25 protein-coding genes are annotated in these 24,309 nt (G+C 69.2%); 19 read left to right on the top strand and 6 right to left on the bottom strand.

The features are described 5' to 3' along the window. Positions 1-10: 10 nt before the first annotated feature. From C6569_RS20070 to C6569_RS20045, 7 genes are all read left to right on the top strand, one after another. The gene (locus C6569_RS20070) at positions 11-712 is read left to right on the top strand and encodes a GntR family transcriptional regulator (RefSeq protein ID WP_106750526.1); all 702 of its coding nucleotides are present in this window, start codon (positions 11-13) and stop codon (positions 710-712) included. Between the two features lie 232 nt (positions 713-944). Then, positions 945-2,324, top strand: coding sequence for an allophanate hydrolase (atzF, locus tag C6569_RS20065; RefSeq protein ID WP_342750247.1), 1,380 nt, complete (start codon positions 945-947; stop codon positions 2,322-2,324). Between the two features lie 50 nt (positions 2,325-2,374). Beyond that, positions 2,375-2,785, top strand: a complete 411-nt coding sequence (locus C6569_RS22480; RefSeq protein ID WP_342750246.1) for an allophanate hydrolase-related protein — start codon at positions 2,375-2,377, stop codon at positions 2,783-2,785. 93 nt (positions 2,786-2,878) lie between these two features. Beyond that, positions 2,879-3,832 carry an ABC transporter substrate-binding protein gene (locus tag C6569_RS20060; RefSeq protein ID WP_106750525.1) on the top strand — a complete coding sequence of 318 codons (954 nt, stop codon included), beginning with the start codon at positions 2,879-2,881 and terminating at the stop codon, positions 3,830-3,832. Positions 3,833-3,906: 74 nt separating this feature from the next. Further along, positions 3,907-4,758, top strand: a complete 852-nt coding sequence (locus tag C6569_RS20055) for an ABC transporter permease (RefSeq protein ID WP_106750524.1) — start codon at positions 3,907-3,909, stop codon at positions 4,756-4,758. After that, the gene (locus C6569_RS20050; RefSeq protein WP_106750523.1) at positions 4,751-5,530 is read left to right on the top strand and encodes an ABC transporter ATP-binding protein; all 780 of its coding nucleotides are present in this window, start codon (positions 4,751-4,753) and stop codon (positions 5,528-5,530) included. The genes C6569_RS20055 and C6569_RS20050 overlap by 8 nt, the downstream gene beginning before the upstream one ends. A 119-nt stretch (positions 5,531-5,649) precedes the next feature. Then, a complete protein-coding gene (locus tag C6569_RS20045) occupies positions 5,650-6,552 on the top strand; it encodes a polysaccharide deacetylase family protein (protein WP_106750522.1) in 903 nt (300 codons plus the stop codon). Here C6569_RS20045 and C6569_RS20040 read toward each other — a convergent pair whose 3' ends face one another. Further along, complete coding sequence (locus tag C6569_RS20040; RefSeq protein WP_342750245.1) at positions 6,553-7,104, bottom strand: CAP domain-containing protein; 552 nt, start codon at positions 7,102-7,104, stop codon at positions 6,553-6,555. Positions 7,105-7,240: 136 nt separating this feature from the next. Between C6569_RS20040 and C6569_RS20035 the strand changes: the two genes are divergently transcribed. Further along, positions 7,241-7,504, top strand: a complete 264-nt coding sequence (locus tag C6569_RS20035; protein ID WP_106750520.1) for a hypothetical protein — start codon at positions 7,241-7,243, stop codon at positions 7,502-7,504. A 9-nt stretch (positions 7,505-7,513) separates the two neighbouring features. Here C6569_RS20035 and C6569_RS20030 read toward each other — a convergent pair whose 3' ends face one another. Both C6569_RS20030 and acnA read right to left on the bottom strand, forming a co-directional pair. Next, positions 7,514-8,245, bottom strand: a complete 732-nt coding sequence (locus C6569_RS20030; RefSeq protein ID WP_245898173.1) for a DUF1223 domain-containing protein — start codon at positions 8,243-8,245, stop codon at positions 7,514-7,516. Positions 8,246-8,481: 236 nt separating this feature from the next. Continuing rightward, complete coding sequence (gene acnA / locus C6569_RS20025) at positions 8,482-11,202, bottom strand: aconitate hydratase AcnA (RefSeq protein WP_106750518.1); 2,721 nt, start codon at positions 11,200-11,202, stop codon at positions 8,482-8,484. A 186-nt stretch (positions 11,203-11,388) separates the two neighbouring features. Between acnA and ccmA the strand changes: the two genes are divergently transcribed. Both ccmA and ccmB read left to right on the top strand, forming a co-directional pair. Beyond that, positions 11,389-11,991, top strand: coding sequence for a heme ABC exporter ATP-binding protein CcmA (ccmA, locus tag C6569_RS20020; protein ID WP_106751164.1), 603 nt, complete (start codon positions 11,389-11,391; stop codon positions 11,989-11,991). Next, positions 11,988-12,659 carry a heme exporter protein CcmB gene (gene ccmB / locus C6569_RS20015; protein ID WP_106750517.1) on the top strand — a complete coding sequence of 224 codons (672 nt, stop codon included), beginning with the start codon at positions 11,988-11,990 and terminating at the stop codon, positions 12,657-12,659. Before ccmA ends, ccmB begins: the two co-directional genes overlap by 4 nt. A 2-nt stretch (positions 12,660-12,661) precedes the next feature. Here ccmB and C6569_RS20010 read toward each other — a convergent pair whose 3' ends face one another. Then, entirely contained in the window at positions 12,662-13,270 is a 609-nt protein-coding gene (locus C6569_RS20010; protein ID WP_342750244.1) for a glutathione S-transferase family protein, read from the bottom strand. 159 nt (positions 13,271-13,429) lie between these two features. Here C6569_RS20010 and C6569_RS20005 point away from each other — a divergent pair, with 159 nt between their 5' ends. The 7 genes from C6569_RS20005 to rpmF all read left to right on the top strand — a co-directional run bounded on the left by C6569_RS20005 (position 13,430) and on the right by rpmF (position 19,688). Next, positions 13,430-14,062, top strand: coding sequence for a J domain-containing protein (locus C6569_RS20005; protein WP_106750516.1), 633 nt, complete (start codon positions 13,430-13,432; stop codon positions 14,060-14,062). 154 nt (positions 14,063-14,216) lie between these two features. Then, positions 14,217-15,206, top strand: coding sequence for a cobaltochelatase subunit CobS (gene cobS / locus C6569_RS20000; protein WP_106751162.1), 990 nt, complete (start codon positions 14,217-14,219; stop codon positions 15,204-15,206). A 33-nt stretch (positions 15,207-15,239) separates the two neighbouring features. Beyond that, a complete protein-coding gene (locus C6569_RS21825) occupies positions 15,240-15,809 on the top strand; it encodes a hypothetical protein (protein ID WP_146144854.1) in 570 nt (189 codons plus the stop codon). Then, on the top strand, positions 15,802-16,227 hold the full coding sequence (locus tag C6569_RS19995; protein ID WP_106750515.1) for a GNAT family N-acetyltransferase: 426 nt from the start codon (positions 15,802-15,804) through the stop codon (positions 16,225-16,227). Before C6569_RS21825 ends, C6569_RS19995 begins: the two co-directional genes overlap by 8 nt. Further along, the gene (cobT, locus tag C6569_RS19990; protein WP_106750514.1) at positions 16,224-18,125 is read left to right on the top strand and encodes a cobaltochelatase subunit CobT; all 1,902 of its coding nucleotides are present in this window, start codon (positions 16,224-16,226) and stop codon (positions 18,123-18,125) included. The genes C6569_RS19995 and cobT overlap by 4 nt, the downstream gene beginning before the upstream one ends. After that, entirely contained in the window at positions 18,125-19,156 is a 1,032-nt protein-coding gene (locus tag C6569_RS19985) for an esterase-like activity of phytase family protein (protein WP_106750513.1), read from the top strand. Before cobT ends, C6569_RS19985 begins: the two co-directional genes overlap by 1 nt. A 340-nt stretch (positions 19,157-19,496) precedes the next feature. Further along, positions 19,497-19,688, top strand: coding sequence for a 50S ribosomal protein L32 (gene rpmF, locus C6569_RS19980; RefSeq protein WP_106750512.1), 192 nt, complete (start codon positions 19,497-19,499; stop codon positions 19,686-19,688). Positions 19,689-19,749: 61 nt separating this feature from the next. Here the strand turns inward: rpmF and C6569_RS19975 are convergent, their stop codons facing one another. Further along, the gene (locus C6569_RS19975) at positions 19,750-20,181 is read right to left on the bottom strand and encodes a GlcG/HbpS family heme-binding protein (RefSeq protein ID WP_106750511.1); all 432 of its coding nucleotides are present in this window, start codon (positions 20,179-20,181) and stop codon (positions 19,750-19,752) included. Between the two features lie 215 nt (positions 20,182-20,396). Here C6569_RS19975 and ggt point away from each other — a divergent pair, with 215 nt between their 5' ends. Further along, positions 20,397-21,986, top strand: a complete 1,590-nt coding sequence (gene ggt / locus C6569_RS19970; RefSeq protein WP_342750243.1) for a gamma-glutamyltransferase — start codon at positions 20,397-20,399, stop codon at positions 21,984-21,986. A gap of 17 nt (positions 21,987-22,003) precedes the next feature. On the opposite strand, the gene C6569_RS19965 is transcribed toward ggt, so the two are convergent. After that, positions 22,004-22,339 (bottom strand): hypothetical protein, encoded by a 336-nt coding sequence (locus C6569_RS19965; protein WP_106750510.1) that lies wholly within the window; start codon positions 22,337-22,339, stop codon positions 22,004-22,006. Positions 22,340-22,564: 225 nt separating this feature from the next. Between C6569_RS19965 and C6569_RS19960 the strand changes: the two genes are divergently transcribed. Continuing rightward, positions 22,565-24,298, top strand: a complete 1,734-nt coding sequence (locus C6569_RS19960; RefSeq protein ID WP_245898172.1) for an EAL domain-containing protein — start codon at positions 22,565-22,567, stop codon at positions 24,296-24,298. The last annotated feature ends 11 nt before the right edge of the window (positions 24,299-24,309 follow it).

Genomic DNA, 24,309 nt, shown 5'->3' with positions numbered 1-24,309 from the left:
CGGCGCCCCCATGACCGCGACGACATCGACCGGCGCGAGGGGCGCCAGCCCCGCGCCAGTGCGCGGCACCCGCACCGAAGAGCTGCAGACACGGCTCGCCGAGGCCATCGTCACCGGCCGCCTGAAGCCGGGCGCGGCCCTCGACGAGGTCCAGATCGCCGCCGAATATGCGGTGTCGCGCACGCCCGTGCGCGAGGCGCTGCGCCAGCTCTCGGCCTCGGGCCTCGTCGAGATCCGGCCGCATCGCGGCGCGGTGGTCGCCAAGCCAGACCACGCGCAGCTCCGCGACATGTTCGCGGTGATGGGCGAGCTGGAGGCGCTCAGCGCCGGCCTGTGCGCCGCGCAGATGAACCGCGCCGAGCGCACCGCGCTCGAGGAGCTGCACCAGTCGATGGCGGGGCTGGTGCGCGCCGGCGACCTCGACGCCTACAGCGTCGCCAACATCGCCTTCCACGTCGGCATCTATCGCGGCTCGCACAATTCCTATCTCGCGGAGCTCGCCTCGGCGACGCGCCGCCGGCTCGCCCCGTTCCGGCGGGCGCAGTTCGAGGGCCGGGACCGGCTGGCACGCTCGCACCACGAGCACAGCCTCGTGGTCCAGGCGATCCTCAGGGCCGACAGCGCGCGGGCGGCGACAGCCATGCGCGAGCATATCGGGCTCTCGGCCCGTGCCTGGGACGACCTGTCCAGGGCATCCTCGGAGTCATCCTGACAGGCATTTGCCTTTCTCTTGTGCAATATTTCAGCGTCTTCGGTTGATTGCATACAATAAGACGATGATCAAAGACCCCTGGCGGGGGCTGCCGGTCCGCGTCGATTCGGCAGATCGGCCAAAGGCTTATTGGGCCGGCTGACGTCGCGGCCGGGCTCCGCGCGGCCGCGGATCGGGCGGCCGCGGCGCTTGGCATGGGCATTGCGACGGGTTCTGCGGACGAGCAGGACCGATGCACAGCGACAGCCCACCCACCATAGCCGACCTCCACGCCGCCTATGCCGGCGGGGTGACCGCCGCGGCCACCGTGGCGGCGACCTACCGGCGCATCGCGGCGGTGGACGATCCCGGCATCTTCATCCACCTGCGGCCGGAGGCGGATCTTCTCGCCGATGCCGCGGCGCTGCCGCCCTTCGATCCCGCCCGCTTCCCGCTCTGGGGCGTTCCGGTGGCGGTGAAGGACAACATCGACGTCGCCGGCCTGCCGACCACGGCCGCCTGCCCGGCCTTCGCCTTCGTGCCGGACCGCTCGGCGACGGTGGTGGAGAAGCTGGTCGCCGCCGGCGCCCTGATCGTCGGCAAGACCAATCTCGACCAGTTCGCCACCGGCCTCGTCGGCGTGCGCTCGCCCTATCCGGTGCCGCGCAACGCCTTCGATCCGGCGCGCGTGCCCGGCGGCTCCTCGTCGGGCTCGGCGATCGCGGTGGCGCAGGGCATCGTGCCCATCGCCCTCGGCACCGACACCGCCGGTTCGGGCCGCGTGCCCGCCGGGCTCAACGATCTCGTCGGCCTCAAACCCTCGCTCGGCGCCCTGTCCACCCGCGGCGTCCTGCCGGCCTGCCGGACGCTCGACTGCGTTTCCGTCTTCGCCCGCACGGTGGACGACGCCTGCGCGGCCTTCGCCGTGATGCGCGGCTTTGACGCCGAGGACGCCTATTCGCGGCCGGCGCCGGACCTCCTGCCGGCCGATGCCGCGGCGATCACGCGCCTCGGCGTGCCGCGGCCGGCGGACCGGCTGTTCTTCGGCGACGGCGCCATGGCGGACGCCTATGAGGCCGCCCTCGGCCTCGTCGGGCCGCTCGCGGGCGAGGCGACCGAGATCGACCTCACCGCCTTCTTCGAGGTGGCGAAGCTCCTCTACGAGGGGCCGTGGGTCGCCGAGCGCCATGCCGCCATGCGGTCCTTCCTCACCACCAACGCCGACGACGTGCATCCCGTCACGCGCCGGATCGTCGGCGCCGCCGACCGCTTCTCCGCCACCGACGCCTTCGAGGGGCTCTACCGGCTGGCGGCGCTGAAGCGCGCGACCGAGAGCGTGTGGGAGAGGGTCGAGGCCCTGGTGGTGCCGACGGCGCCGATCTTCCCGACCCTCGCCGATCTCGCCGCCGACCCGATCGGCCCGAACAGCCGGCTCGGCACCTACACCAATTTCGTCAACCTGCTCGACCTCGCGGCCCTGTCGGTGCCCGGCCCCTTCCGGGCCGACGGCCTGCCGGCCGGCATCACGCTGATCGGCCCGCGGGGGAGCGATGCGGCGCTGGCGCGGCTCGGCGCCGCCTTCGTCGCCGCCGTCGGCGATCGACGCCGCGCCGCGGCCTCGCGGGCGGCATGAGCGGCGGGGATGACGATGACCACGAACAACAAAGCCCGGGGGAGGACGCCTTGCAGGACCTGATCGAGATCGTCGTCGTCGGGGCGCACCTGTCCGGCATGCCGCTCAACGGCGAGCTGACCAGCCGCGGCGCCAGCTTCCGGCGGGTGGTGCAGACCCTGCCGGACTACAAGCTCTATGCGCTGGCGGGCGGGCCGCCGAAGCGGCCGGGCCTGATCCGCGTGGCGGCGGGTACCGGCGCCGCCATCGCCTGCGAGGTCTGGGCCCTGCCGCCGGCGGGTTTCGGCACCTTCGTCGACGGCATCCCCTCGCCGCTGGGCATCGGCACGCTGAAGCTCGCCGACGGCACGACGCCGAAGGGCTTCCTCGTGGAGCCCGAGGGCCTGGCAGGCGCCGAGGACATCACCGCCCACGGCGGATGGCGCGCCTATATCGCCGCGCTGTCCGGCCAGGCGGCATGAGACGCATGACCTCCTCATTCCCCGCCGCGTCGGCGGCGGGGCCGCACAAGCAGACGGGATGAACCCGCAATCCCTTCCACTGGAGCCACTCAGATGATTGTTCGCCGTCACTTCCTCATCGGCGCCGGCCTCGCCGCCGGCACGCTCTCGGCACCTGCCGTGCTGCGCGCCCAGGAGCGCGTGATCAAGATGGGCGCGCTGCGCCTCATCCACTCCATGCCGCCGCACTTCTACGAGCGCTTCGCGCCGGCAGGCACCAAGATCGAGATCATCACCTTCGACAGCCCGACCGACGGCAAGAACGCCGTGGTCACCAAGTCGGTGGACTTCGGCACCTTCGGCATCGCCGCGGCCATCCTCGGCGCCGCGGCCGGCGAGCCGGTGGTGGTGGTCGGCGCCCTCTCCAACAAGGGCATGGGCGTCATCTCCAAGGCCGGCTCCGACGTGAAGACGGTGAAGGACCTCAAGGGCAAGCGGGTCGGCATATGGCCGGGCTCGACCCAGGAGGTCTTCATCATGGAGCGCCTGCGCATGGAGGGCCTCTCCATCCGCGACGTCACCTCGGTGCGCGTGCCCTTCGGCGAGATGCACGCCATGCTGTCGCGCGGCGACATCGACGCCTATGTCGGCGCCGAGCCGGGCCCGGCCCTGTCGATCACCTCGGGCGTCGGCCAGCTCGTGGAGTATCCCTACGGCACCGCCATGGGCGGCCTCAACATGATCTTCGGCACGCACGAGGAGACGGTGGCGGCGAAGCCGGAGCTGATCACCACCATGCTCAAGATCCACCGCCAGGCGGTCGAGTTCATGAACGCCAACAAGCAGGTGGTCGCCGACACCACCGTGCAGCGGCTCGGCGCCAACCGCGCTGCTGTGGAGCAGGCGCTCGGCGCCAACAACATCGAGTACGTCTGGAAGCTGGACGAGACCGTGCAGAAGCAGGCCAAGACCTACGCCGAGCAGATGCTGTCGCTGCGCCAGATCCGCGCCCTGCCGGACTTCGCCAAGTTCCTCAACCCGAAGTTCTCCAACGAGATCTCCGCCTGACCATCGACCCCGGCACCGCCCGCCGCCCGGCGGGCGGTGCCACCCCGTTTGCGAGCCACGAGAGGACAGCCCCCATGGCGCTGGTTGAGACGGTGCCGCCGCCGGCGGCCGTGATCATCGAGAAGCCCGCCGGCAAGACGCCGTGGGCGCGGGTGAAGCCCTTCGTGCTGTCGCTGATCGTGCCGGCGCTGCTCCTCGCCTTCTGGCAGGTCGCGACCACCCGGCGCTGGACCCGCCTGATCCCGACCCCCTACGAGGTCGGCGAGTACATGATCGACTTCGCGGTCGGCGGCATCTACGACGACGCCTTCTCGGCGACGCTCCTGACCCATCTCATGGCCTCGATGAGCCGCGTCTATGGCGGCTTCGCCCTCGCCGCCCTGTTCGCCCTGCCGCTCGGCCTGATGATCGGCCGCATTCCGACCGCGCGCATGGTGCTGGACCCGTTCCTGCAGGTGATGCGGCCGATCCCGGTCACCGCCTGGCTGCCGCTCTCCATGATCCTCTTCGGCCTCGGACCGCGTTCGGCCTTCGCGCTCGTCTGCCTCGGCGCCTTCTATCCGATCCTCCTCAACACCATCTTCGGCGTGCGCTCGGTCGACCCCAAGCTGTTCGAGGCGGCCTCCATGCTCGGCTGCCAGGGCAACGCCCAGTTCTACAAGGTGGTGCTGCCGGCGGCCCTGCCCTCGATCTTCACGGGGCTCCGCCTCGGCCTCGGCCTCGCCTGGTTCGTCATCGTGGTGGGCGAAATGACCGGCGTGCCCCAGGGGCTCGGCGCCGTCATCATGGACGGCCGCACGCTGTCGCGCACCGAACTCGTCATCTGCGGCATGATCATCATCGGCATCGCCGGCTACGTCTCGGACCGGATCGTGGTGCTGATCGGCAACCGCCTGCTCGCCTGGAGCCCGACCCATCATGGCTGAATCGAAGACGCCGATCATCGAGATCAACAAGGTCTCCAAGGTCTTCAAGCTGCAGGACCAGACGATCAACGCGCTGCACGACGCCAATATCTCGATCCGCAAGGGCGAGTTCGTCTGCCTGATCGGCGCCTCCGGCTGCGGCAAGTCCACGCTGCTGCGGATCATCGCCGGCTTCGAGCAGCCGACGACCGGCGAGGCGCTGATGTGGGGCTCGCCGATCAAGGGGCCGGACCCGACCCGCGGCATGGTCTTCCAGGACTATGCGCTGTTCCCCTGGCTCTCGGTGCGCGACAATATCGGCTTCGGCCCGGCCTCGCGGGGCCTCGCCAAGTCGGTGGTCAGGGAGACGGTGGACAAGTTCATCGACCTCGTCGGCCTCGCCAAGTTCGCCAATGCCTATCCGCACCAGCTCTCCGGCGGCATGAAGCAGCGCGTCGCCATCGCCCGCGTTCTGGCCAACGACGCCGAGATCGTGCTGATGGACGAGCCCTTCGGTGCACTGGACGCCATGACGCGCGAGCGCCTGCAGGACGAGCTCCTCGACATCTGGCAGCGCACCGGCCTGACGGTCGTCTTCGTCACCCATTCGATCGAGGAGGCGATCTTCCTCGCCGACCGGGTGGTAGTGATGACGCCGGGTCCGGGCCGCATCGAGAGCGACAATCTGCTGGAGCTGTCGCGGCCGCGCGACGTGGCGAGCCCCGAGTTCAACGATATCCGCCGCGTGATGGGCGCCAAGCTACACAGCCACCACGGCAAGAAGGCGGCCTGAGGCCACTCCGGTCTTCCCACTGCCCCTCACCCCTGCCCTCTCCCCGCCAGCGGGGAGGAGGCCCGCGCGTCGCGCCCTCTCTTCCGGGGGCCCCTGACAATCCGCTGCGAGACGCCCCGATGACCGAGCCCCTGCGCCCCGAACAGCGCCTCGCCTATACCGCCGCCATCGACCGGCCGCGCATCGAACTGCCGGAGGGCAAGTCCCTCGCCGTCTGGCCGGTGGTGAACGTGGAGAACTGGCGGATCGAGAACCCGATGCCGCGGCAGGTGCTGGTGGCCCCGACCGGCGCCGCCCTGCTGCCGGACATCGCCAACTGGGCCTGGCATGAATACGGCATGCGGGTGGGGTTCTGGCGCTTCGCCGAGGCCTTCGCCCGCCACGGCATCCGCCCGACCCTCTCCATCAACGGCTCGGTAGCGGTGGACTATCCGCGCATCGCCGGCGCGGCGCGCGACGCCGGCTGGGAGTTCATGGGCCACGGCTGGCACCAGGTGCCGACCCACCGGATCGAGGACCAGCGGGCGATGATCGCCCGCACGGTGGAGACGCTGTCGGCCTTCACCGGCGAGCCGGTGGTCGGCTGGCTTGGCCCCGGCCTCACGGAGACGCTGGAGACCGCCGACCATCTCGCCGCAGCCGGCATCCGCTATATCGCCGATTTCGTGGTGGACGACCTGCCCTGCCGGCTGAAGACCAGCTCGGGCGAGGTGCTCACCATGCCCTATTCGGTCGAGCTCAACGACATCCCGACGATGATGATCCAGCACCACAGGGCCGAGGAGTTCCTCGACCGCGCCCGCGCCCAGGCCGACCGGCTGATCGCCGAGGCGACCGGCGCCGGCCCGCTGGGCGGGGCCAAGGTGCTGTCCTTCGCCATCCATCCCTTCATCATGGGCGTTCCGCACCGGGTCGCCGTGCTGGAGGCCCTGCTCGCCGACCTCGCGGCGCGGCCCGAGGTGGTCTTCATGCAGGGCCGCGAGATCATGGACTGGTATCTCGCCTCGGGCGACCCGACCTGATCAGGCGGCGGCCGTGGGCTCTGCCAGGACGAGGGCCCAGAACACCCGGTAGCGCGAGCCCGGCCGGTAGCCGGTGGCGATGCCGAGGCGGGTGACCGCAGGGTTCAACATGTTGGCGCGGTGGGGCGGGGAATCGCGCCAGCCGGAAAAGGCCTCGGCGAGGGTGAGATAGCCGGCCGAGGTGTTCTCGACCGCCGTGCGGTGGCGATAGCCGGCGGTGGTCAGCCGGGCGGCGACGGCGCCGGTGCGCACGCCGACCTGGTCGGCCTGGGTCATGGCCGAGGCCTGGGCCTCGGCCACCGCCATCAGCACCGGATCGACCGCGAGATTGCCGCGGCCGTTGTTGCGGCGGAAGCCGGAGATCATCTCGGCCGCCATGGCAGCGTCCACCCGGGCGCCGGCCTGGGCGAGGTTGCGGTAGAAGCTCGGCTGGCTCGGCGCCTGCACCGGCGGCGCGGAGCAGCCGGCGAGGAGGAGCGAGGCGCCGCCGCCGAGGATGAGGCCGCGGCGCAGCAGGATCACACCGCTCCCGTTCATGTCACAGTCAGCCATCGAACCTTTTCCTTCCCAGAAACCACCCATGCCCATGGTCTGCATGGATGGGCCATGAATGGTTAAGCAAACTTCTCAACGCTCTCTCAACCTCGACGTGGTTGAGAGAGGTTTGATCAGGAAATCGGACGAGAACATGCCCTGGTACCGTTGTGACGCCCACGGAGATGCCGACACCGCGACCGGCTCGCGATTCGCGGCGACCCGCTTCATCGAGGCCGACGTCGCGGAGACGGCGGCGGCGCAGGCGCGAAAGAGCCTCGGCCGCGAGCTCGTGCGGCGCGGCATCTGCCCGCTGAACGCCGAAAAGATGGTGTCGGTCGACGCCGTCCGGCGCATCGACGAGGAGGACGTGCCCGGCATCGTCGCCCCGGACATGGTGTGGATGGCGCGGGCCTGACGCCGCGATTCAGTGGATGGCGAGCGCCGGCATCTCGATGAGGGCGGCGCCATGGATGACGCCGGGACGGCGCGGCGAACCCGCCTGCACCACGACCGCGAGGCGCTCGCACTCCGGCGAGACCAGTTCGCGGCGCGAGACGGTGAAGGTGCGCTCGGCCCCCGTCCATTCGCCGAGCACGGCATGGGACCTGACGACGTTGCGATAGGTCACGGTCTGGCCGCGGTTCTCGCCGCGGGTGATGTCCACCGGCTGGCGCGAGGCGACGCCGAAGAGGAAGACGGTGGCGGGGCTGTCGGCGCCAGGACCGCCGGGGGCGGCACGCGGCAGGGTGACGGTGATGGTGTCGCCGCTGATGCGCAGGGTCACCGGCACGGAGAGGACGCCCGCCTGCAGACGGGTCTGCTCCATGACCCGCTCGACGGCGGGACGGTCGGAGCCGATGGCGTGGCCGACGCCGTTGACGATCATCTGCGGGGTGTAGATCTGCCGGTCGCCGCGCATATAGGCATAGGCCTTCTGGCGCTTGCCGTGGATGGGGTGGGCGAGCGTGTCGCGCCAGCCGAGATAGTCCCAATAGTCGACGGCCAGCGTCAGCGCGATGATGTCGGGCCGGTCGGCCATGTCGGAGACGAAGCGGTCGGCCGGCGGGCAGGACGAGCAGCCCTGGCTGGTGAAGAGCTCGATCACGGCGCGGGGGCGCTGGAGCGGCGTCGCTTCCGCACCTCCCAACGCGATCACGACGCACGCGAGCGCGCCAAACAGCCTTCCAAGCACCATCGGATTCCGCCCCGATTTCGGGGACCCGTCCGGTCCCGCGAGCGCTGTTTACGCCCGCGGCACCTCTCGCCGCCACTCACGGTTGGGTGAAAACCGTGCAAACGACCGTGAGCCCCCACTCACGCGCACAGCATAACGGCGGCCTAGCGCTTGCCAAGCCGCCGTCGTCGTCACGTCGAAGAGGTGATGTCCACCGCTCAGGCGGCGAGATCGCGCAGCACGTACTGCAGGATGCCGCCGTTCTTGAAGTACTCGATCTCGTCCAGCGTATCGATGCGGCAGAGGATCGGCACCTTCTTCACCTTGCCGTCGGAGAAGGTGACCTCGGCGGTCATCTTCTGGCGCGGCTTGACGGTCTCGAGGCCCTTGATCGTGACGGTCTCGTCGCCCTTCAGGCCGAGGGAGGCCCAGGTGATGCCCTCCTCGAGGGTGAAGGGGACGATGCCCATGCCGACCAGGTTCGAGCGGTGGATGCGCTCGAAGGACTGGGCGATGACGGCGCGCACGCCGAGGAGGTTGGTGCCCTTGGCCGCCCAGTCGCGCGAGGAGCCGTTGCCGTATTCGACGCCGGCGAAGACGACCAGCGGCACCTTCTCGGCGCGGTACTTCATGGCGGCGTCGTAGATCGACATCTCCTCCTTCGAGGGATAGTGGATCGTGTAGCCGCCCTCCTTGCCGTTCGGGCCCATCATGTGGTTGCGGATGCGGATGTTGGCGAAGGTGCCGCGCATCATCACCTCATGGTTGCCGCGGCGGGTGCCGTACTGGTTGAAGTCGGCGACCTCCACCTTGTTGTCGATGAGGTACTTGCCCGCCGGGCTCGCCGCCTTGATGGAGCCGGCCGGCGAGATGTGGTCGGTGGTGATCTTGTCGCCGAACAGGCCGAGGATGCGGGCACCCTCGATATTGCTCACGGCGCCGGGCTTCATGCCCATGCCGACGAAATAGGGCGGGTTCTGCACATAGGTCGAACCGTCGTCCCAGGCATAGGTCTGGCCGACCGGGGCCTTCACCTTGGCCCAGTTGGCGTCGCCCTTGAACACGTCGGCATAGCGCTCCTTGAAGAGCTTCTTGGTGACGTTCTGGGCGATGAAGGCGTTGATCTCCTGCGAGGAGGGCCAGATGTCCCTCAGGTAGACCGGGTTGCCCTTCTTGTCGGTGCCGAGCGGGTCCTTGGTGAGGTCCAGCGTCACCGAGCCGGCGAGGGCGTAGGCGACCACGAGGGGCGGAGAGGCGAGGTAGTTCGCCTGCACGTCGGGGGAGACGCGGCCCTCGAAGTTGCGGTTGCCCGAGAGCACCGCCGCGGCGATGAGGCCGGCATCGTTGATGGCCTTGGAGATCTCGGCCGGCAGCGGGCCGGAATTGCCGATGCAGGTGGTGCAGCCGAAGCCGACCAGGTTGAAGCCGAGCTTGTCGAGGTCCTTCTGCAGGCCGGAATTCGCCAGATATTCGGCGACGACCTGGCTGCCGGGGGCGAGCGAGGTCTTCACCCAGGGTTTGGTCTTCAGGCCCTTGGCCACCGCGTTGCGGGCGAGCAGGCCGGCGGCGAAGAGCACGGCCGGGTTCGAGGTGTTGGTGCAGGAGGTGATGGCGGCGATCGCCACGTCGCCGTGGCCGAGGGTGAAGTCGCGACCCTCCACCTTGACGCGGCGGCTCATCTCGGCCGCCTTCTTGTAGTCCTTCTCCATCGCGTCGGCGAAGCCGGCGCCGACGGCCTCCAGCGCGACGCGGCCCTCGGGGCGCTTCGGACCGGCCATGGAGGGCACGACGGTGTCGAGTGCGAGCTCGAGCGTGTCGGTGAAGACCGGGTCGGGCGAGCCCTTGGTGCGGAACAGGCCTTGCGCCTTCGAATATTTCTCCACCAGGGCGATGCGCTGGGTCTTGCGGCCCGAGGTGGTGAGATAGTTCAGCGTCTCCTCGTCGACGGGGAAGAAGCCGCAGGTGGCGCCGTATTCGGGCGCCATGTTGGCGATGGTGGCGCGGTCGGCCAGCGTCATGTTGTTGAGGCCGGGGCCGTAGAACTCGACGAACTTGCCGACGACGCCCTTCTTGCGGAGCATCTGGGTGACGGTGAGCACGAGGTCGGTGGCGGTGACGCCTTCCTTCAGGCGGCCGGTGAGCTTGAAGCCGATGACCTCGGGCAGCAGCATGGACTGCGGCTGGCCGAGCATGGCGGCCTCCGCCTCGATGCCGCCGACGCCCCAGCCGAGCACGGCGAGGCCGTTGACCATGGTCGTGTGGCTGTCGGTACCGACCAGCGTGTCGGGATAGGCGACCTCGTAGGTGACGGTCGTCTTCTTGCCCTTGACCGTCTTCACGGCCTTTTCCTTCTTCGTCCAGACGGTCTGGGCGAGGTATTCCAGGTTCACCTGGTGGCAGATACCGGTGCCGGGCGGCACGACCGAGAAGTTCTTGAACGCCTGCTGGCCCCACTTCAGGAAGCGGTAGCGCTCGCCGTTGCGGGCATATTCGAGGTCGACGTTCTTCTTGAACGCCTTCGGCGAGCCGAACTCGTCGACGATGACCGAGTGGTCGATGACGAGGTCGACGGGGACGAGCGGGTTGATCTTCTGCGGGTCACCGCCGAGCGCCTTCATGGCGTCGCGCATGGCGGCGAGGTCGACGACGGCGGGAACGCCGGTGAAGTCCTGCATCAGCACGCGGGCGGGGCGGAAGGCGATCTCCTTGCCGGCCTTGCCCTTGTCGCCGATCCAGGCGGCGACGGCCTCGATGTCGGCCTTGGTGACGGAGCGGCCGTCCTCGGCGCGCAGCAGGTTCTCGAGCAGCACCTTCATCGAGAAGGGCAGGGCCGAAATACCGGCGAGGCCGTTCTTCTCGGCCTCCTTCAGGCTGTAATAGACGTAGGACTTAGAGCCGACCTTGAGCGTCTTGCGGGCCTTGAAGCTGTCGAGCGACATGTGTCGATGATCCCCTCGTTCTGGAGGCCGACGTCGCGCCCTAAAAACCCTGGGCCCAGAGAAGACGCATGAGACGCGGCGGCCGATCGGCGGCGTTATAGAGGGATTCCAATCAGCCCGCCATATGGTTAGAAGCGCTTATCGCCTCTCGCAGGTCACCCTTTCGTCGGTTAGGAATGCGGCATGATGCGCCTGACCGCCCATGCCCTGACCTGCCAGCGCGGCGGGCGAATCGTTTTCGCCGGCCTCGACTTTTCCATCGCGGCGGGCGAGGCGGTGCAGGTCACGGGTCCGAACGGGGCCGGAAAGTCGAGCCTGCTGCGCCTCGTCGCGGGGCTGGTGCGCATCGAGAGCGGCCGGCTGGCGCTCGAAGGCGGCGACCCCGAGGCGAGCATCGGCGAGCATTGCCACTATTGCGGCCATCAGGACGCCTTCAAGGGATCGCTGACGGTGGCCGAGAACCTCGCCTTCTGGACAGCCTATCTCGGCGGCGGCGGACAGGATCCGCAGACGGCCATGGACCGGCTCGGCATCGGCCATCTCGCCGCCCTGCCGGCCGGCTATCTCTCCGCCGGACAGCGGCGCCGGCTGGCGCTCGCCCGCCTCCTCACCGTCGCCCGGCCGGTCTGGCTGCTCGACGAGCCGACGGCCGCCCTCGACGTCGCCAGCCAGAAGGTGCTGGCGGGGATCATGGCCGAGCATGTCGCCGCGGGCGGCCTCCTCCTCGCCGCCACCCACGGGCCGCTCGGTCTGCCGACCCGCGAACTGGCCATCGGGCGGGCCACATGAGCGGAGCTCTCGCCGCCATCTTCCGCCGCGACCTGACGCTCGCCATGCGCATCGGCGGCGGCGCCATGGTGGGCGTCGTCTTCTTCCTCGCGGTGGTCACGATCGTGCCCTTCGGGGTGGGGCCGGACATGAACCTGCTCGCCCGCATCGGCCCGGCCATCCTGTGGATCGGCGCATTGCTGGCGACGCTCCTCGGCCTCGACCGGCTGTTCCAGGCGGACGCCGACGACGGCTCGCTCGACCTGATGATGATGGCGCCGACGCCGCTCCCCCTGGTGATCGCCGCCAAGGCGGCAGCGCACTGGCTCGCCACCGGCCTGCCGCTGGTGGCGGCGGCGCCTCTCCTCGGGCTGTTCCTCAACGTGCCGCCGGAGGCGATGGGCGCCGTCGCGCTGACGCTCGCGGCGGGCACGCCGGCGCTGAGCCTGATCGGGGCGGTGGGCGCGGCGCTCTCGGTGGCGCTGCGCCGCGGCGGCCTCCTGATGGCCATCCTCGTCCTGCCGCTGACCATTCCCGTGCTGATCTTCGGCGTGGCGGCGACGAACGCCGCCATCGTCGGGCCGCTGCCCTTCGGCCAGCCCTTCACGATTCTTCTCGCGCTGTCGCTGATGAGCCTGGTGCTCGGGCCGATCGCCGCGGCCGCCGCCCTGCGCTTCGGCCTGGAATAGGATCAGGTCTTCGGCGTCGTCTCGGCCCAGGCCTCCGGCATGAGGGCGACGAAGCCCTCGAGCCAGGCGACGAGGCTGGGATGGCTCTTGCGCCAGGCGCCCTCGAAGCGGATGTCCTGGTAGCCGAGGGCGCAGGCGAGGGTGATGGTGCCGACATGGACGGCGAGGGCCGGCGGGGCGGTCTCGAGGGCCGCCATGGCGCGCTCGACCTTGCCGCGCTGGTGGGCGAACCATTTCTCCGACCGCGCCCCCTCGTCGTGGAACATCACCTCGTAGCGGGTGAGGATGAGCGCATCCATGATGCCGTCGGCGAGGGCCTGGAGCGTGAGCGCGGCGATGCGCGCCTTCGGCTCGGCGGGAAGGATCTTGCCGCCGCCGGCGGCGATGTCGAGCTGCTCGAGGATGACGCGGCTGTCGTAGACGACGGTGCCGCCTTCGAGGACGAGGGCGGGAATCTTGCCGAGCGGGTTGGTCCGGCGGATCGGATCCTCCGCATTCATCGTATCCGTCGTCACCACGGTCACGTCACCCATGAGGCCGAGGTGGTGCAGCGCCAGCTTCACCTTGCGGCCGAACGGGGACAGGGCGGAGGAGTGCAGGGTCATGGACATGACGGCGAGTTCCCGAACGGCAGGTGGCGTGGAGCACCGACCCTTCGCAGCGCCGCGCGCCCCGGTCAAGGGCGGCGGGCGGAGGTCCCCCGCCCGGCCGCTCGCCTTGCCGCGGCAGGCCCGCGTCCCCATAATCGGGCATCTGCTTCGCAGGACCTCATGAAGATCGACTCGCCCTATTTCGACCGCATCCGGGTCAAGCCCGAGGACGACCGGCGCGCCCGCGCACGGCCGGGTGCGCGCGTCTGCGGGTTCAACGGCTGCCCCTGCGAGGCGACGCACCGGGCGCCGCTCGGCCGCGACCGGGAGGGCGAGTTCGTCTGGTTCTGCCTCGACCACGTCAAGGAATACAACGCCAGCTACAACTACTTCGCCGGCATGAACGACGCCGCCGTCGCCGCCTATCAGAAGGACGCGCTGACCGGCCACCGGCCGACCTGGAGCATGGGCGTCAATTCCTGGACGAAGAGCGGCCGGCGCGAGGACCCCAAGCCGCATTTCGACCCGCGCAAGGCGGCCGACCCCTTCGGCATGTTCGACGGCGCCGACTGGCGGCAGGCCAGCGAGCGGCCCGCCGAGCCGGAAGGGCGGATGATCCGCAACGCCGAGCGCAAGGCTCTCGACGCCCTCAACCTCGACATCCACGCCACCGCCGCAGAGATCAAGGCGCGCTTCAAGGAGCTCGCCAAACGCATGCATCCGGACGCCAACGGCGGCGACCGCTCGCGCGAGGACAAGCTGCGCGAGATCATCCAGGCCTACAACTATCTGAAATCCGTCGGCTTCTGCTGACCTCACGAGGTCGGCACCATGATGCGACGCATCAGAATTTCGAATGGCATTCCCGCGAAGGGCACCCTTCCGGGCTTTGGATGCGATCTGGTAAGGTCGCCGCCATCATGAGGATTTGGCTCGCTGCGCCGAACGCGGCATCGGAGGTTCTTTCGTGACAGTGCAGACTGACAATGTGTCCGGGCTCCCGGATACGACCGTTTCCGTGCGCCAGACGTTCGGCATCGATTCCGACATGCAGGTCCCGGCCTATTCCACCAGCGGCGACCATGTGCCGGATCTCGACCAGGACTATCTGTTCGACAAGCCGACGACGCTGGCGATCCTGGCGGGCTTCGCCTTCAACCGCCGCGTCATGGTCTCGGGCTATCACGGCACCGGCAAGTCGACCCATATCGAGCAGGTCGCGGCCCGCCTCAACTGGCCCTGCATCCGCGTCAACCTCGACAGCCACGTCTCCCGCATCGATCTCGTCGGCAAGGACGCGATCGTGCTGAAGGACGGCAAGCAGATCACCGAGTTCCGCGACGGCATCCTGCCCTGGGCCTACCAGCACAACGTGGCGCTGGTGTTCGACGAGTACGACGCGGGACGCCCCGACGTGATGTTCGTCATCCAGCGCGTGCTCGAAAGCTCGGGCCGTCTGACCCTGCTCGACCAGAGCCGCGTCATCCGCCCCCACCCCGCCTTCCGCCTCTTCGCCACGGCGAACACGGTCGGCCTCGGCGACACGACGGGCCTCTATCACGGCACCCAGCAGATCAACCAGGCGCAGATGGACCGCTGGTCCATCGTCACCACGCTGAACTATCTGCCGCACGACAACGAGGTCGGCATCATCCTCGCCAAGTCGAAGAACTTCGCCAAGACGGCCGAGGGGCGCGACCAGGTGAACAAGATGGTGCGCGTGGCGGACCTCACCCGCAACGCCTTCATGAACGGCGACCTCTCCACCGTCATGAGCCCGCGCACCGTGCTGACCTGGGCGGAGAACGCCGACATCTTCAAGGATATCGGCTTCGCCTTCCGGCTCACCTTCCTGAACAAGTGCGACGAGCTGGAGCGGGCGCTGGTCGCCGAGTTCTACCAGCGCTGCTTCGGCCAGGAGCTGCCGGAGAGCGCCGTCAACGTGGCGCTGAGCTGAGAATAAGGTCTGGCCATCGGAGGACTGCCCACCATGACTCGTATTGAAGAGAAAATTGGGCAGTCCATTCGCGAAGCCGCTGAAGTATATGTGGGGATGGCCGGGTGGTGGCTTTCCCACGCTCCCGAGTCATTTCTTCAGATGAAGATCGCGGATGGCATCCATAGCCTTGGTTATGGAGTTTTTGTCGATGCGACCTACCAAAAGATTCGGAGGGAAGTCGGGCTGCTCAAAGGGCCAAAGCCGCAGACTGCGTTGTCTCGGCCGGACATATGCGTCTGGAGCAAAGACGATCGGACGCTGAAGGCCTTCATCGAAGTCAAAAAGGCAAACCACCTTGCCCCTGTTCAAGCGGATTGCACTAAGATTGAGGGCCTGATGCGTCCCCCATACGCCCCACCTTACGGGTATGTGATCGCTTATTCGGAAGCAAAAGGCATGCGGGCGGCAGAAACGCTGAAAAACCGGTTTAAGACCTGGGGTCAGATAACTGGTTGGAAGGTCATCGAGAGCGGCCTCTGCGAGGCCCCCGACGATGAAGGATACCAATGGGGCCACGTAGTATTGAAGCGATACATCCGGCCGCGCAGCGTTCATGATTAGTGATTTTCGCATCGCCGAGGAAACCCGCGTCGCCGAGACGGCGCGGGCCGTGGTCAAGGGCCTCGTCGCCTACAACACGGCGAAGGCCGGGCCCACGAAGTGGAAGCGCTTCGCCGTTTCGGTGCGCGACGAGGCCGGCGCCATCAAGGGCGGCATCGTCGGCCACACGCTCTGGGACTGGTGCTTCATCGAGCTCCTGTGGATCGACGAGGCGCTGCGCGGCACCGGCGTCGGCACGGAGCTGATGGCGAGGGCCGAGGCGGTGGCGGCGAAGCGTGGCGCACGCCATGTCTATCTCGACACCTTCTCGTTCCAGGGCGACGGCTTCTACCAGAAGCTGGGTTATGAGATTTTCGGCGAACTCGGCGACTTTCCGCCCGGGCATCGCCGCATCTGGCTGAAAAAGGATCTTTCGTGAGCTCCAATTCCAAGGCCAAGCCGAACACCAAGGAAAGCCCGACCGAGCCGTTCAAGCGCTCGGTGGCTTCCTGCATGCGCGCCATCGCCCGCCGCGACCTCGAAGTCACCTATGCCGCCGACAAGCCCGGCCTCGTCGGCGACAAGGCGCGCCTGCCCGAGCCGCCGCGCAAGCTCTCGCCGAAGGATGCCGCCATCGTGCGCGGCCACGGCGACGCCATGGCGCTGAAGCTCGCCGTGCACAATTCCAAGGTCCACCGGTCGATGATCCCCGAGGGGCAGGCCGCCCGCGCCGTCTTCGAGGCGGTGGAGAACGCCCGCATCGAGGCGATCGGCTCCAACCGCATGACGGGTGTCGCGCAGAACCTCACGGCGCGGCTGGAAGACCATTACCACCGCATGGGCAAGTACGAGGAGATCACCGACAAGGCCGATGCGCCGCTGGAGGATGCCCTCGCCCTGATGGTGCGCGAGAAGCTGACCGGACAGGCGGCGCCGGCCCAGGCGGCGAAGATCGTCGACCTCTGGCGGGAGACCATCGAGAGCAAGGCCGGCAAGAACCTCGAGGCGCTCGTCGGGCTCGAGAACAACCAGCGCGCCTTCGGCAAGGCGGTGCGCGACCTCCTGACATCGCTCGACATGGGCGACGAGCAGGGCCGCTCGGACGAGGACAACGACGAGGACAGCTCCGACAGCCAGGAGCAGGAGAGCCCGGAATCGGGCGAGAGCCCGGACAGCCAGGACGAGGAATCCTCCGAAGGCATGCAGATGGAGGATGCCGAGGAGATGGCGGACGAGTCGCCGGAGGGCGCCCAGGAGGCCTCCGACGCCGAGACGGCCGAACTGCCCGACGAGAACGACCTCGGCGACGCCGAGGACGCCAGCGAGCCGTGGCGGCCGAAGAGCCAGAACGCCGAGCGCAAGGGGCCGGAATACAAGCCCTTCACGCCGAAATTCGACGAGATCATCGACGCGCCCGACCTCTGCGACGCCGAGGAGCTGGACCGGCTCAGGGCCTATCTCGACAAGCAGTTGTCCAATCTCGGACCCGTCGTCTCGCGCCTCGCCAACCGGCTGCAGCGCCGCCTGATGGCGCAGCAGAACCGCTCGTGGAACTTCGACCTCGAGGAGGGCATCCTCGACCCCGCGCGCCTGCCGCGCGTCATCATGGACCCGATGGCGGCGCTCTCCTTCAAGCAGGAGAGCGACACCAACTTCCGCGACACGGTGGTGACGCTGCTGCTCGACAATTCCGGCTCGATGCGCGGCCGTCCGATCACGGTGGCGGCGACCTGCGCCGATATCCTCGCCCGCACGCTGGAGCGCTGCGGCGTGAAGGTGGAGATCCTCGGCTTCACGACGCGCGCCTGGAAGGGTGGGCAGTCGCGCGAGCACTGGCTGCAGAACGGCAAGCCGGCCAATCCGGGCCGCCTCAACGATCTCAGGCACATCATCTACAAGGCGGCGGACGCGCCCTGGCGGCGCGCGCGCAAGAACCTCGGCCTGATGATGCGCGAGGGGCTCCTCAAGGAGAACATCGACGGCGAGGCGCTGGACTGGGCGCACAAGCGCCTGCTCGCCCGCTCCGAGCAGCGCAAGATCCTGATGATGATCTCCGACGGCGCGCCGGTGGACGATTCCACGCTGTCGGTGAACCCGGGCAACTACCTGGAGCGCCACCTGCGCTGGATCATCGAGGAGATCGAGACCCGCTCGCCGGTGGAGCTCATCGCCATCGGCATCGGCCACGACGTGACGCGCTATTACCGCCGCGCCGTGACCATCGTGGACGCCGAGGAGCTCGGCGGCGCCATGACGGAAAAGCTCGCCGAACTCTTCGACGAACATGCCAGCGAAGGCGGCGGCGCCGCCCCCGCCCCCCGCCGGCGGGTCGCCTGATGCACAGTCCGACGCGCCGCGGGGCCCTGGCTCTCGCCGGGGGGCTTCTCGCGGCGCCGGTCCTCGCGCCGGCCGCCGAGGCCCGCGGCCCCCTGCCCCGCGCGCCCGTCGACATCGAGATCCGCTCCTTTCCCATCAACGCCTTCACGCCGCGCGAGGCGGACAAGCAGCAGTTCGGCGCCTTCGCCTTCCGTGGCGGCCTCGAACTGCAGTCCGACTACCGCGGCTTCGGCGGCCTGTCGTCGCTGCGCACGGATGCGACGGGCCAGCGCCTCACCGCGATTTCCGACCAGGGCCAATGGCTCACCGCGAGCATCGACCTGGAGGGCGGGCGGCTCTCGGGCCTGTCGAAGGCGCGCATGGCCGCGGTGCTCGGCCCCGGCGGCCGGCCGCTGGCCGAGACCGGCAACTGGGACACCGAGAGCCTGTGGATCGAGGGCGGCACCGCTTTCATCGGCGTGGAGCGAACCCACCGCATCTTCCGCTTCGACGGGTTCGGCCGCGAGGGCGTGCTCGCCCGCGGCGTGCCGAGCCCGGTGCCGATGGGCGCCAACCGCCTGCCCTCCAACCGCGGCATCGAGGCGCTCGGCGTGCTGCCGCGTCCCTCGCCGCTCGCCGGCACGCTGCTCGCCCTGTCGGAGCGGGCGCTCAACGAGGCCGGCGACATCCGCGGCTTCCTCATCGGCCAGGGGCCGGCGCGCGAGATCTTCGTCAAGCGCACCAACGATTTCGACATCACCGACCTCGCCTTCCTGCCGGGCGGCGACATGCTGCTGCTGGAGCGCTGGTTCTCGGCCTGGCGCGGCGTCGCCTTCCGCGTGCGGCGGATCGACCTCGCCGCGGTCCGTGCCGGCGCGACGCTCGACGGGCCCATCGTGCTCTCGGCGGACATGTCCTCGCAGATCGACAACATGGAGGGCATCGCCGTGCACCGGAACGGCGAGGGGGAGACCATCGTCACCCTGGTGTCGGACAACAACTTCTCGTTCCTGCAGCGGACGCTGCTGCTGCAATTCGCCTACCGGGGCTAGGGCTGCACCAGGGGAGTGCGTCCTTCGAGGCTCACCGCCGGACGATGCTGACGCATCGCCGGGGCTCGCGCCTCAGGATGAGGAGGTCGAGATCGGCAGGAGGGCTGGACGGCATGCCGGTCTGCCGACGGGCCAGTCTCCGCCCTCCTCATCCCGAGGTGCGAGGCCGGAACGGCCGAGCCTCGACGGACGCACTTGGGTCCTGCCGCCCACCGCCCGATTCACAAAACTCGGCGCGGGCACTGGCAAGGCCGGGAGAAAGCGTGTATAGGCCCGCGTCTCACGATTTCGCCGTTCGCCCGGGGGGCTTCCTCCTGCGGCCCCGCCAGAAGAGAGTTCCATGGCCGTTCCGAGAAGAAAGACGTCGCCCTCGCGTCGCGGCATGCGCCGCTCGCATGATGCCCTCGTGGCCCCGACCTATGTCGAGGACAAGGATTCCGGCAACCTGCGCCGCCCGCACCACGTCGACCTCAAGACCGGCATGTATCGCGGCAAGCAGATCCTGAAGCCGAAGACGACGACCAACGACTGATCGCCTCCTCGCTTCGCATGTCAAAAAGGCCGGTCCCGCGACCGGCCTTTTCCGTTGGAGATCAGGCGCCGGTATCGGCCTTGAGGCCGACGGCGGCGATGCCGGCCAGCGCACAGACCTCGTCGTTGTCGGAGGTGTCGCCGGAAATGCCGACGGCGCCGAGGATCGCGCCGCCCGCGTCACGGATCAGCACGCCGCCGGGAACGGGCGTCAGGCGGTCCTTGGTGAGGCCGCCGAGGGCGCCGATGAAATGCGGGCGCTCCTTGGCCATGCGCTCCAGCGCCCGGCCGCCGACCCCCACCATCACGCAGCCGAAGGCCTTGCCGTGGGCGATGTCGGCGCGCAGCGGCGCGTTGCCGTCCTCCACGAGGGTGAGGCGCACCGCGCCGCGGGCATCGACGATGACCACGCCGAGGGGCTTCATGCCCTTCTCGCGGCCGGTGGCGAGCGCCGCATGGGCGAGGCTGCGGCAGGTGTCGAGGGAAAGGCTCATCGTCGGCTCCGGGACAGGGGTGTCGGCGTCAGCGCATGGGCCGTCCGGCCGGAGCATGCTTGCAACAAGCCCTGCGCCCCGTGCACAAGCCGGACCCACCCGCATCGTGGCGGGCGGCCGACCCTTGTGTTATTCATAGAACAAGAATGCGGCCGCAAGCCGGTGATGCCAGCTTTTCAGTCCCGGCGAAAGTCCGGGCGAGGGAGGATGCCCCCGTGACCTACCAGACGCGCGACTTCCACAATCCCGGCCGCTCCCCCGCCTATGCCACGGAGGCCATGGCGGCGACCTCGCACCCGCTCGCCACCGCCGCCGCCATCGACATCCTGAAAGCCGGCGGAACAGCCGCCGACGCGGCCATCGCCGCGGTGGGCGTCATGGCCGTGGTGGAGCCTCACATGACCGGCATCGGCGGCGACTGCTTCACCCTCATCTCGAAGCCGGGCCAGCCGATCTGGGGCTACAACGGCTCGGGCCGGGCGCCGAAGGCCGCGACGGCCGAGAAGCTGCGCGCCCAGGGCCTGACCTCGGTGCCGACCGACTCGGTCCATGCCGTCACCGTGCCGGGCGCCATCGAGGCCTGGGAGACGATCCTCAGGACCCACGGGCGGTTCGACCTGGGCCGGGTGCTGCAGGCCGCCATCGGCTATGCCAAGAACGGCTGGCCGGTGACGCCGCGCGTCGCCTTCGACTGGCCGGCCGACGCCGCAGCCCTCGCCAAGGATACGGGTGCCTCGCGCCACTACCTGCTGAACGGCCGCGCCCCCACCGCCGGCGAGCGCATGACCAGCGCGGCGCTCGGCGCCACTCTGGAGGAGATCGCCGCCAAGGGCGCCAAGGGCTTCTACGAGGGCCGCGTGGCCGAGGACATCGTCGCCACGCTGAAGGCCAAGGGCGGCCTGATGAGCCTCGAGGACCTCGCCTCCCACCGCGGCACGGTCGAGACGCCGGTCATCGGCGACTACAAGGGCACGGGCGTCGCCGAATTGCCGCCGAACGGCCAGGGCATCACCGCCCTCATCATCCTCAACATCCTCGAGCAGTTCGACGTGAAGGGCATGGACCCGACCTCGCCGGAGCGGCTGCACATCGGCATCGAGGCGGCGCGGCTCGCCTATTCGCTGCGCGACAGCCACATCGCCGACCCCGCCGCCATGACGGTGACGGTCGAGCAGCTCGTCTCCAAGGACTTCGCCAAGACCCTCGCCGGCATGATCGACCCCGGCAAGCGTACGCCGCGCCTCATCCCGCCGCCGCCGGGCACCAACACGATCTACTGCTCGATCGTCGACCGCGACCGCATGGCGGTGTCCTTCATCAACTCGATCTTCCACCATTTCGGCTCGAAGATCTGCACGCCCGAGACGGGCATCCTGCTGCAGAACCGCGGCTCCAGCTTCAACCTCGACGAGACGCACCCCAACTGCATCGGACCGGGCAAGCGGCCGATGCACACGATCATCCCGGCGATGATGCTGGAGAAGGGCGAGGTCACCTGCTCCTTCGGCGTGATGGGCGGCAGCTACCAGTCGTCGGGCCATGCCCACGTGGTCTGCAACACCGTCGACTACGGCATGGACCCGCAGGCGGCGATCGATTCGCCGCGCGCCTTCTTCGAGGGCGAGAAGACGACGGTGGAGCCGACCTGGCCGCAGGCGACGATCGAGAAGGTGCGGGCCATGGGCCACCAGGTCGACGTGACGGTGAAGCCGATCGGCGGCGGTCAGATGATCCGCATCGACCGTTCGGGATTCCTGGTGGGCGGCTCGGATGCGCGCAAGGACGGGCTCGCGCTCGGCTATTGAGAAGCGCGGCGCGGCGTTCAGATGTCGCGGCGGATGAGCGAGCCGCTGGCGGTCGGCTGGGAGTCGGGATCGGCGGCGTGATAGCGGGCGTCCACCTCCTCGCGGTCGCCGCGACGGCGGCGGCGCACGGGAGCGAGGCGCTCGGCGAGAAGCTGAGCCACGAAGGCCGCGGCAGGGCGGGCGCGGATGGTGCGCTCCTCGTCGCTGCGGAAGGGCCGCGGGGGGACGGGCAGCGACGACAGCGCCTCCTGGAAGCTGCCGGCGGCGGAGCGCCGGCCGGCGCCGGCGCGGTCTTCCTCGCGGCGACGCCAGCGGGGAGGCTGGGAAGAGCCTGCCGGATGAACCATGGTCATGTCCCGCTCCGTGACGTTCGACCGGCCCCTGAAGGACCGGCGATACCGTCACAGCAACGCCCGTGCCCGACGGTCCGTTCCGGATCGGGACAAGTTTAGGGATTCACCACAGCGCCGGGCGCATGACGCAGCGTCACAAAAGGGGGCCGGGGCGCTCTTCAAAAGAGTTCCTTCATTGTTTTGCTGCCTATTGGTGCCAAGCAACAAGCAACGGACGGACGGGCAGTGGTTCGGGACGAGAGCACGATCGTTCAGCGCGGGGCCGGGAGCGAGACCCCGGCCGCCGCGGCCGAAATCCTCAACTCGGTGGGAACGGTGACCTATGAATGGGCCATCCCCTCCGACCGCCTGACCTGGAGCGACAATGCCGGCGACGTGCTCGGCATCGACCCCCGCCACCTCTCCTCGGGCCGCGCCTATGCCCAGATGCTGGCGAAGGAATCGCCGGCCGGACGCTACGAGGCCATCGTCAACTCGCCGCACGTGGATCGCGGCGGAGGCGTCGCCTACGCCATCGAATATGCGATCCGCGGCCACGGAGGCCTGACCCACTGGGTCGAGGATTCCGGCCGCTGGTTCGCTTCCTCCGACGGTCGGCCGCTGCGCGCCCACGGCGCGGTCCGCATCATCACCGAAAGCTACGAGACCCGCCGCCGTCTGATCGAGGCCAGCGAGATCGACCCGATGACCGGCCAGCTCTCGCGCCACCGCTTCTGCGAGGTGCTGGAGACCGCCCTCGAAGACGCCGTCAAGGTGCGCGGCTCCATCGGCCTCCTCGTCGCGGCGGTCGACAACCTCGCCCATGTGAACGAGGCCTACGGCTTCGACATCGCCGACGAGATCATCGCGGCGGTGGGCAAGCGCATCCGCACCCGGCTGCGTGGCGGCGACCTGCTCGGCCGCCTGTCGGGCAACAAGTTCGGCATGCTGATCCGCAATTGCCAGCCCGAGGACATGGAGATCGCCGCGGAGCGCATTCTCAATGCGGTGCGCGACGACGTCTTCCTCACCCGCGCCGGACCCGTGGCCATCACGGTGACCATCGGCGGGATCATCGCCCCGCGGCACGCCGACAGCCTCGCCGCCATGCTCGGCCGGGCCCAGGAAGCCCTCGACGGCCTCAAGGCGCGCCGGCGCGGCGCCTTCCAGATCTATGCACCGAGCCTCGAGCGCGAACGCGCCCGCCAGGAGAACCTGAAGACCACCGACGAGATCGTCTCCGCCCTCAACGACCGGCGCATCGGCCTCGCCTTCCAGCCCATCGTGACGGCGGGCCCGGAGCGGCGGGCGGCCTATTACGAGTGCCTGCTGCGCATCCGCCGCGCCGACGGCACGCTGCTGCCGGCGAGCGCCATCGTGCCGCTGGCTGAGAAACTCGGCCTCGTCCGGCTCGTCGACGCCCGCGTCCTCGAACTCACCATGGCCGAGCTGATCGCCGCGCCCGACCTCCGGCTCTCGGTCAACGTGTCGCCGGCGACCACCATGGACATGAGCTGGCTGCGGGCGCTGGAGGCCTGGCACCGCACCCATCCCGGCGCCGTCGAGCGGCTGATGGTGGAGATCACCGAGACCTCGGCCATTGCCGACGTGGAGGACACGCGCCGCTTCGTCGCGCGGGTCCAGGCGCTGGGGTGCCGGGTGGCGATCGACGATTTCGGCGCCGGCCACACTTCGTTCCGCAACCTGCGCAAGCTCGGCATCAACTGCGTGAAGATCGACGGCGCCTTCGTCGCGAGCTTCCACTCGAACCCGGACGACCGCCACTTCGTGAAGGCGCTGCTGGAACTGGCCCGGCACATGAACCTGACGACCATCGCCGAATGGGTGCCGAGCGAGGAGGTGGCCGTCGTGCTGGCCGAGCTCGGCTGCGACTACCTGCAGGGCGACCATACGGGCCCGGCCAGCGACGCCAGGCCGTGGCTCGCGACCCCGGCCGCGCCACGCGCCCTGAGCGCCTGACGCGGCGCGCC

Origin of the sequence: Phreatobacter cathodiphilus (genome assembly GCF_003008515.1) — a bacterium.
Taxonomy (GTDB): Bacteria; Pseudomonadota; Alphaproteobacteria; order Rhizobiales; family Phreatobacteraceae; genus Phreatobacter; species Phreatobacter cathodiphilus.
The sequence above is the reverse complement of the archived record's forward strand: the minus strand, read 5'-3'. Positions and strand labels throughout refer to the sequence as shown.

What these genes read in the sequence shown, in the direction of transcription:
- C6569_RS20070 (WP_106750526.1), top strand. Translation starts at nt 11, where the DNA reads ATGACCGCGACGACATCGACCGGCGCGAGGGGCGCCAGCCCCGCGCCA.
- atzF (WP_342750247.1), top strand. Translation starts at nt 945, where the DNA reads ATGCACAGCGACAGCCCACCCACCATAGCCGACCTCCACGCCGCCTAT.
- C6569_RS20060 (WP_106750525.1), top strand. Translation starts at nt 2,879, where the DNA reads ATGATTGTTCGCCGTCACTTCCTCATCGGCGCCGGCCTCGCCGCCGGC.
- C6569_RS20055 (WP_106750524.1), top strand. Translation starts at nt 3,907, where the DNA reads ATGGCGCTGGTTGAGACGGTGCCGCCGCCGGCGGCCGTGATCATCGAG.
- C6569_RS20050 (WP_106750523.1), top strand. Translation starts at nt 4,751, where the DNA reads ATGGCTGAATCGAAGACGCCGATCATCGAGATCAACAAGGTCTCCAAG.
- C6569_RS20045 (WP_106750522.1), top strand. Translation starts at nt 5,650, where the DNA reads ATGACCGAGCCCCTGCGCCCCGAACAGCGCCTCGCCTATACCGCCGCC.
- C6569_RS20040 (WP_342750245.1), bottom strand. Translation starts at nt 7,104, where the DNA reads ATGGCTGACTGTGACATGAACGGGAGCGGTGTGATCCTGCTGCGCCGC.
- C6569_RS20035 (WP_106750520.1), top strand. Translation starts at nt 7,241, where the DNA reads ATGCCCTGGTACCGTTGTGACGCCCACGGAGATGCCGACACCGCGACC.
- acnA (WP_106750518.1), bottom strand. Translation starts at nt 11,202, where the DNA reads ATGTCGCTCGACAGCTTCAAGGCCCGCAAGACGCTCAAGGTCGGCTCT.
- ccmA (WP_106751164.1), top strand. Translation starts at nt 11,389, where the DNA reads ATGCGCCTGACCGCCCATGCCCTGACCTGCCAGCGCGGCGGGCGAATC.
- ccmB (WP_106750517.1), top strand. Translation starts at nt 11,988, where the DNA reads ATGAGCGGAGCTCTCGCCGCCATCTTCCGCCGCGACCTGACGCTCGCC.
- C6569_RS20010 (WP_342750244.1), bottom strand. Translation starts at nt 13,270, where the DNA reads ATGTCCATGACCCTGCACTCCTCCGCCCTGTCCCCGTTCGGCCGCAAG.
- C6569_RS20005 (WP_106750516.1), top strand. Translation starts at nt 13,430, where the DNA reads ATGAAGATCGACTCGCCCTATTTCGACCGCATCCGGGTCAAGCCCGAG.
- C6569_RS21825 (WP_146144854.1), top strand. Translation starts at nt 15,240, where the DNA reads ATGACTCGTATTGAAGAGAAAATTGGGCAGTCCATTCGCGAAGCCGCT.
- C6569_RS19995 (WP_106750515.1), top strand. Translation starts at nt 15,802, where the DNA reads ATGATTAGTGATTTTCGCATCGCCGAGGAAACCCGCGTCGCCGAGACG.
- C6569_RS19985 (WP_106750513.1), top strand. Translation starts at nt 18,125, where the DNA reads ATGCACAGTCCGACGCGCCGCGGGGCCCTGGCTCTCGCCGGGGGGCTT.
- rpmF (WP_106750512.1), top strand. Translation starts at nt 19,497, where the DNA reads ATGGCCGTTCCGAGAAGAAAGACGTCGCCCTCGCGTCGCGGCATGCGC.
- C6569_RS19975 (WP_106750511.1), bottom strand. Translation starts at nt 20,181, where the DNA reads ATGAGCCTTTCCCTCGACACCTGCCGCAGCCTCGCCCATGCGGCGCTC.
- C6569_RS19965 (WP_106750510.1), bottom strand. Translation starts at nt 22,339, where the DNA reads ATGACCATGGTTCATCCGGCAGGCTCTTCCCAGCCTCCCCGCTGGCGT.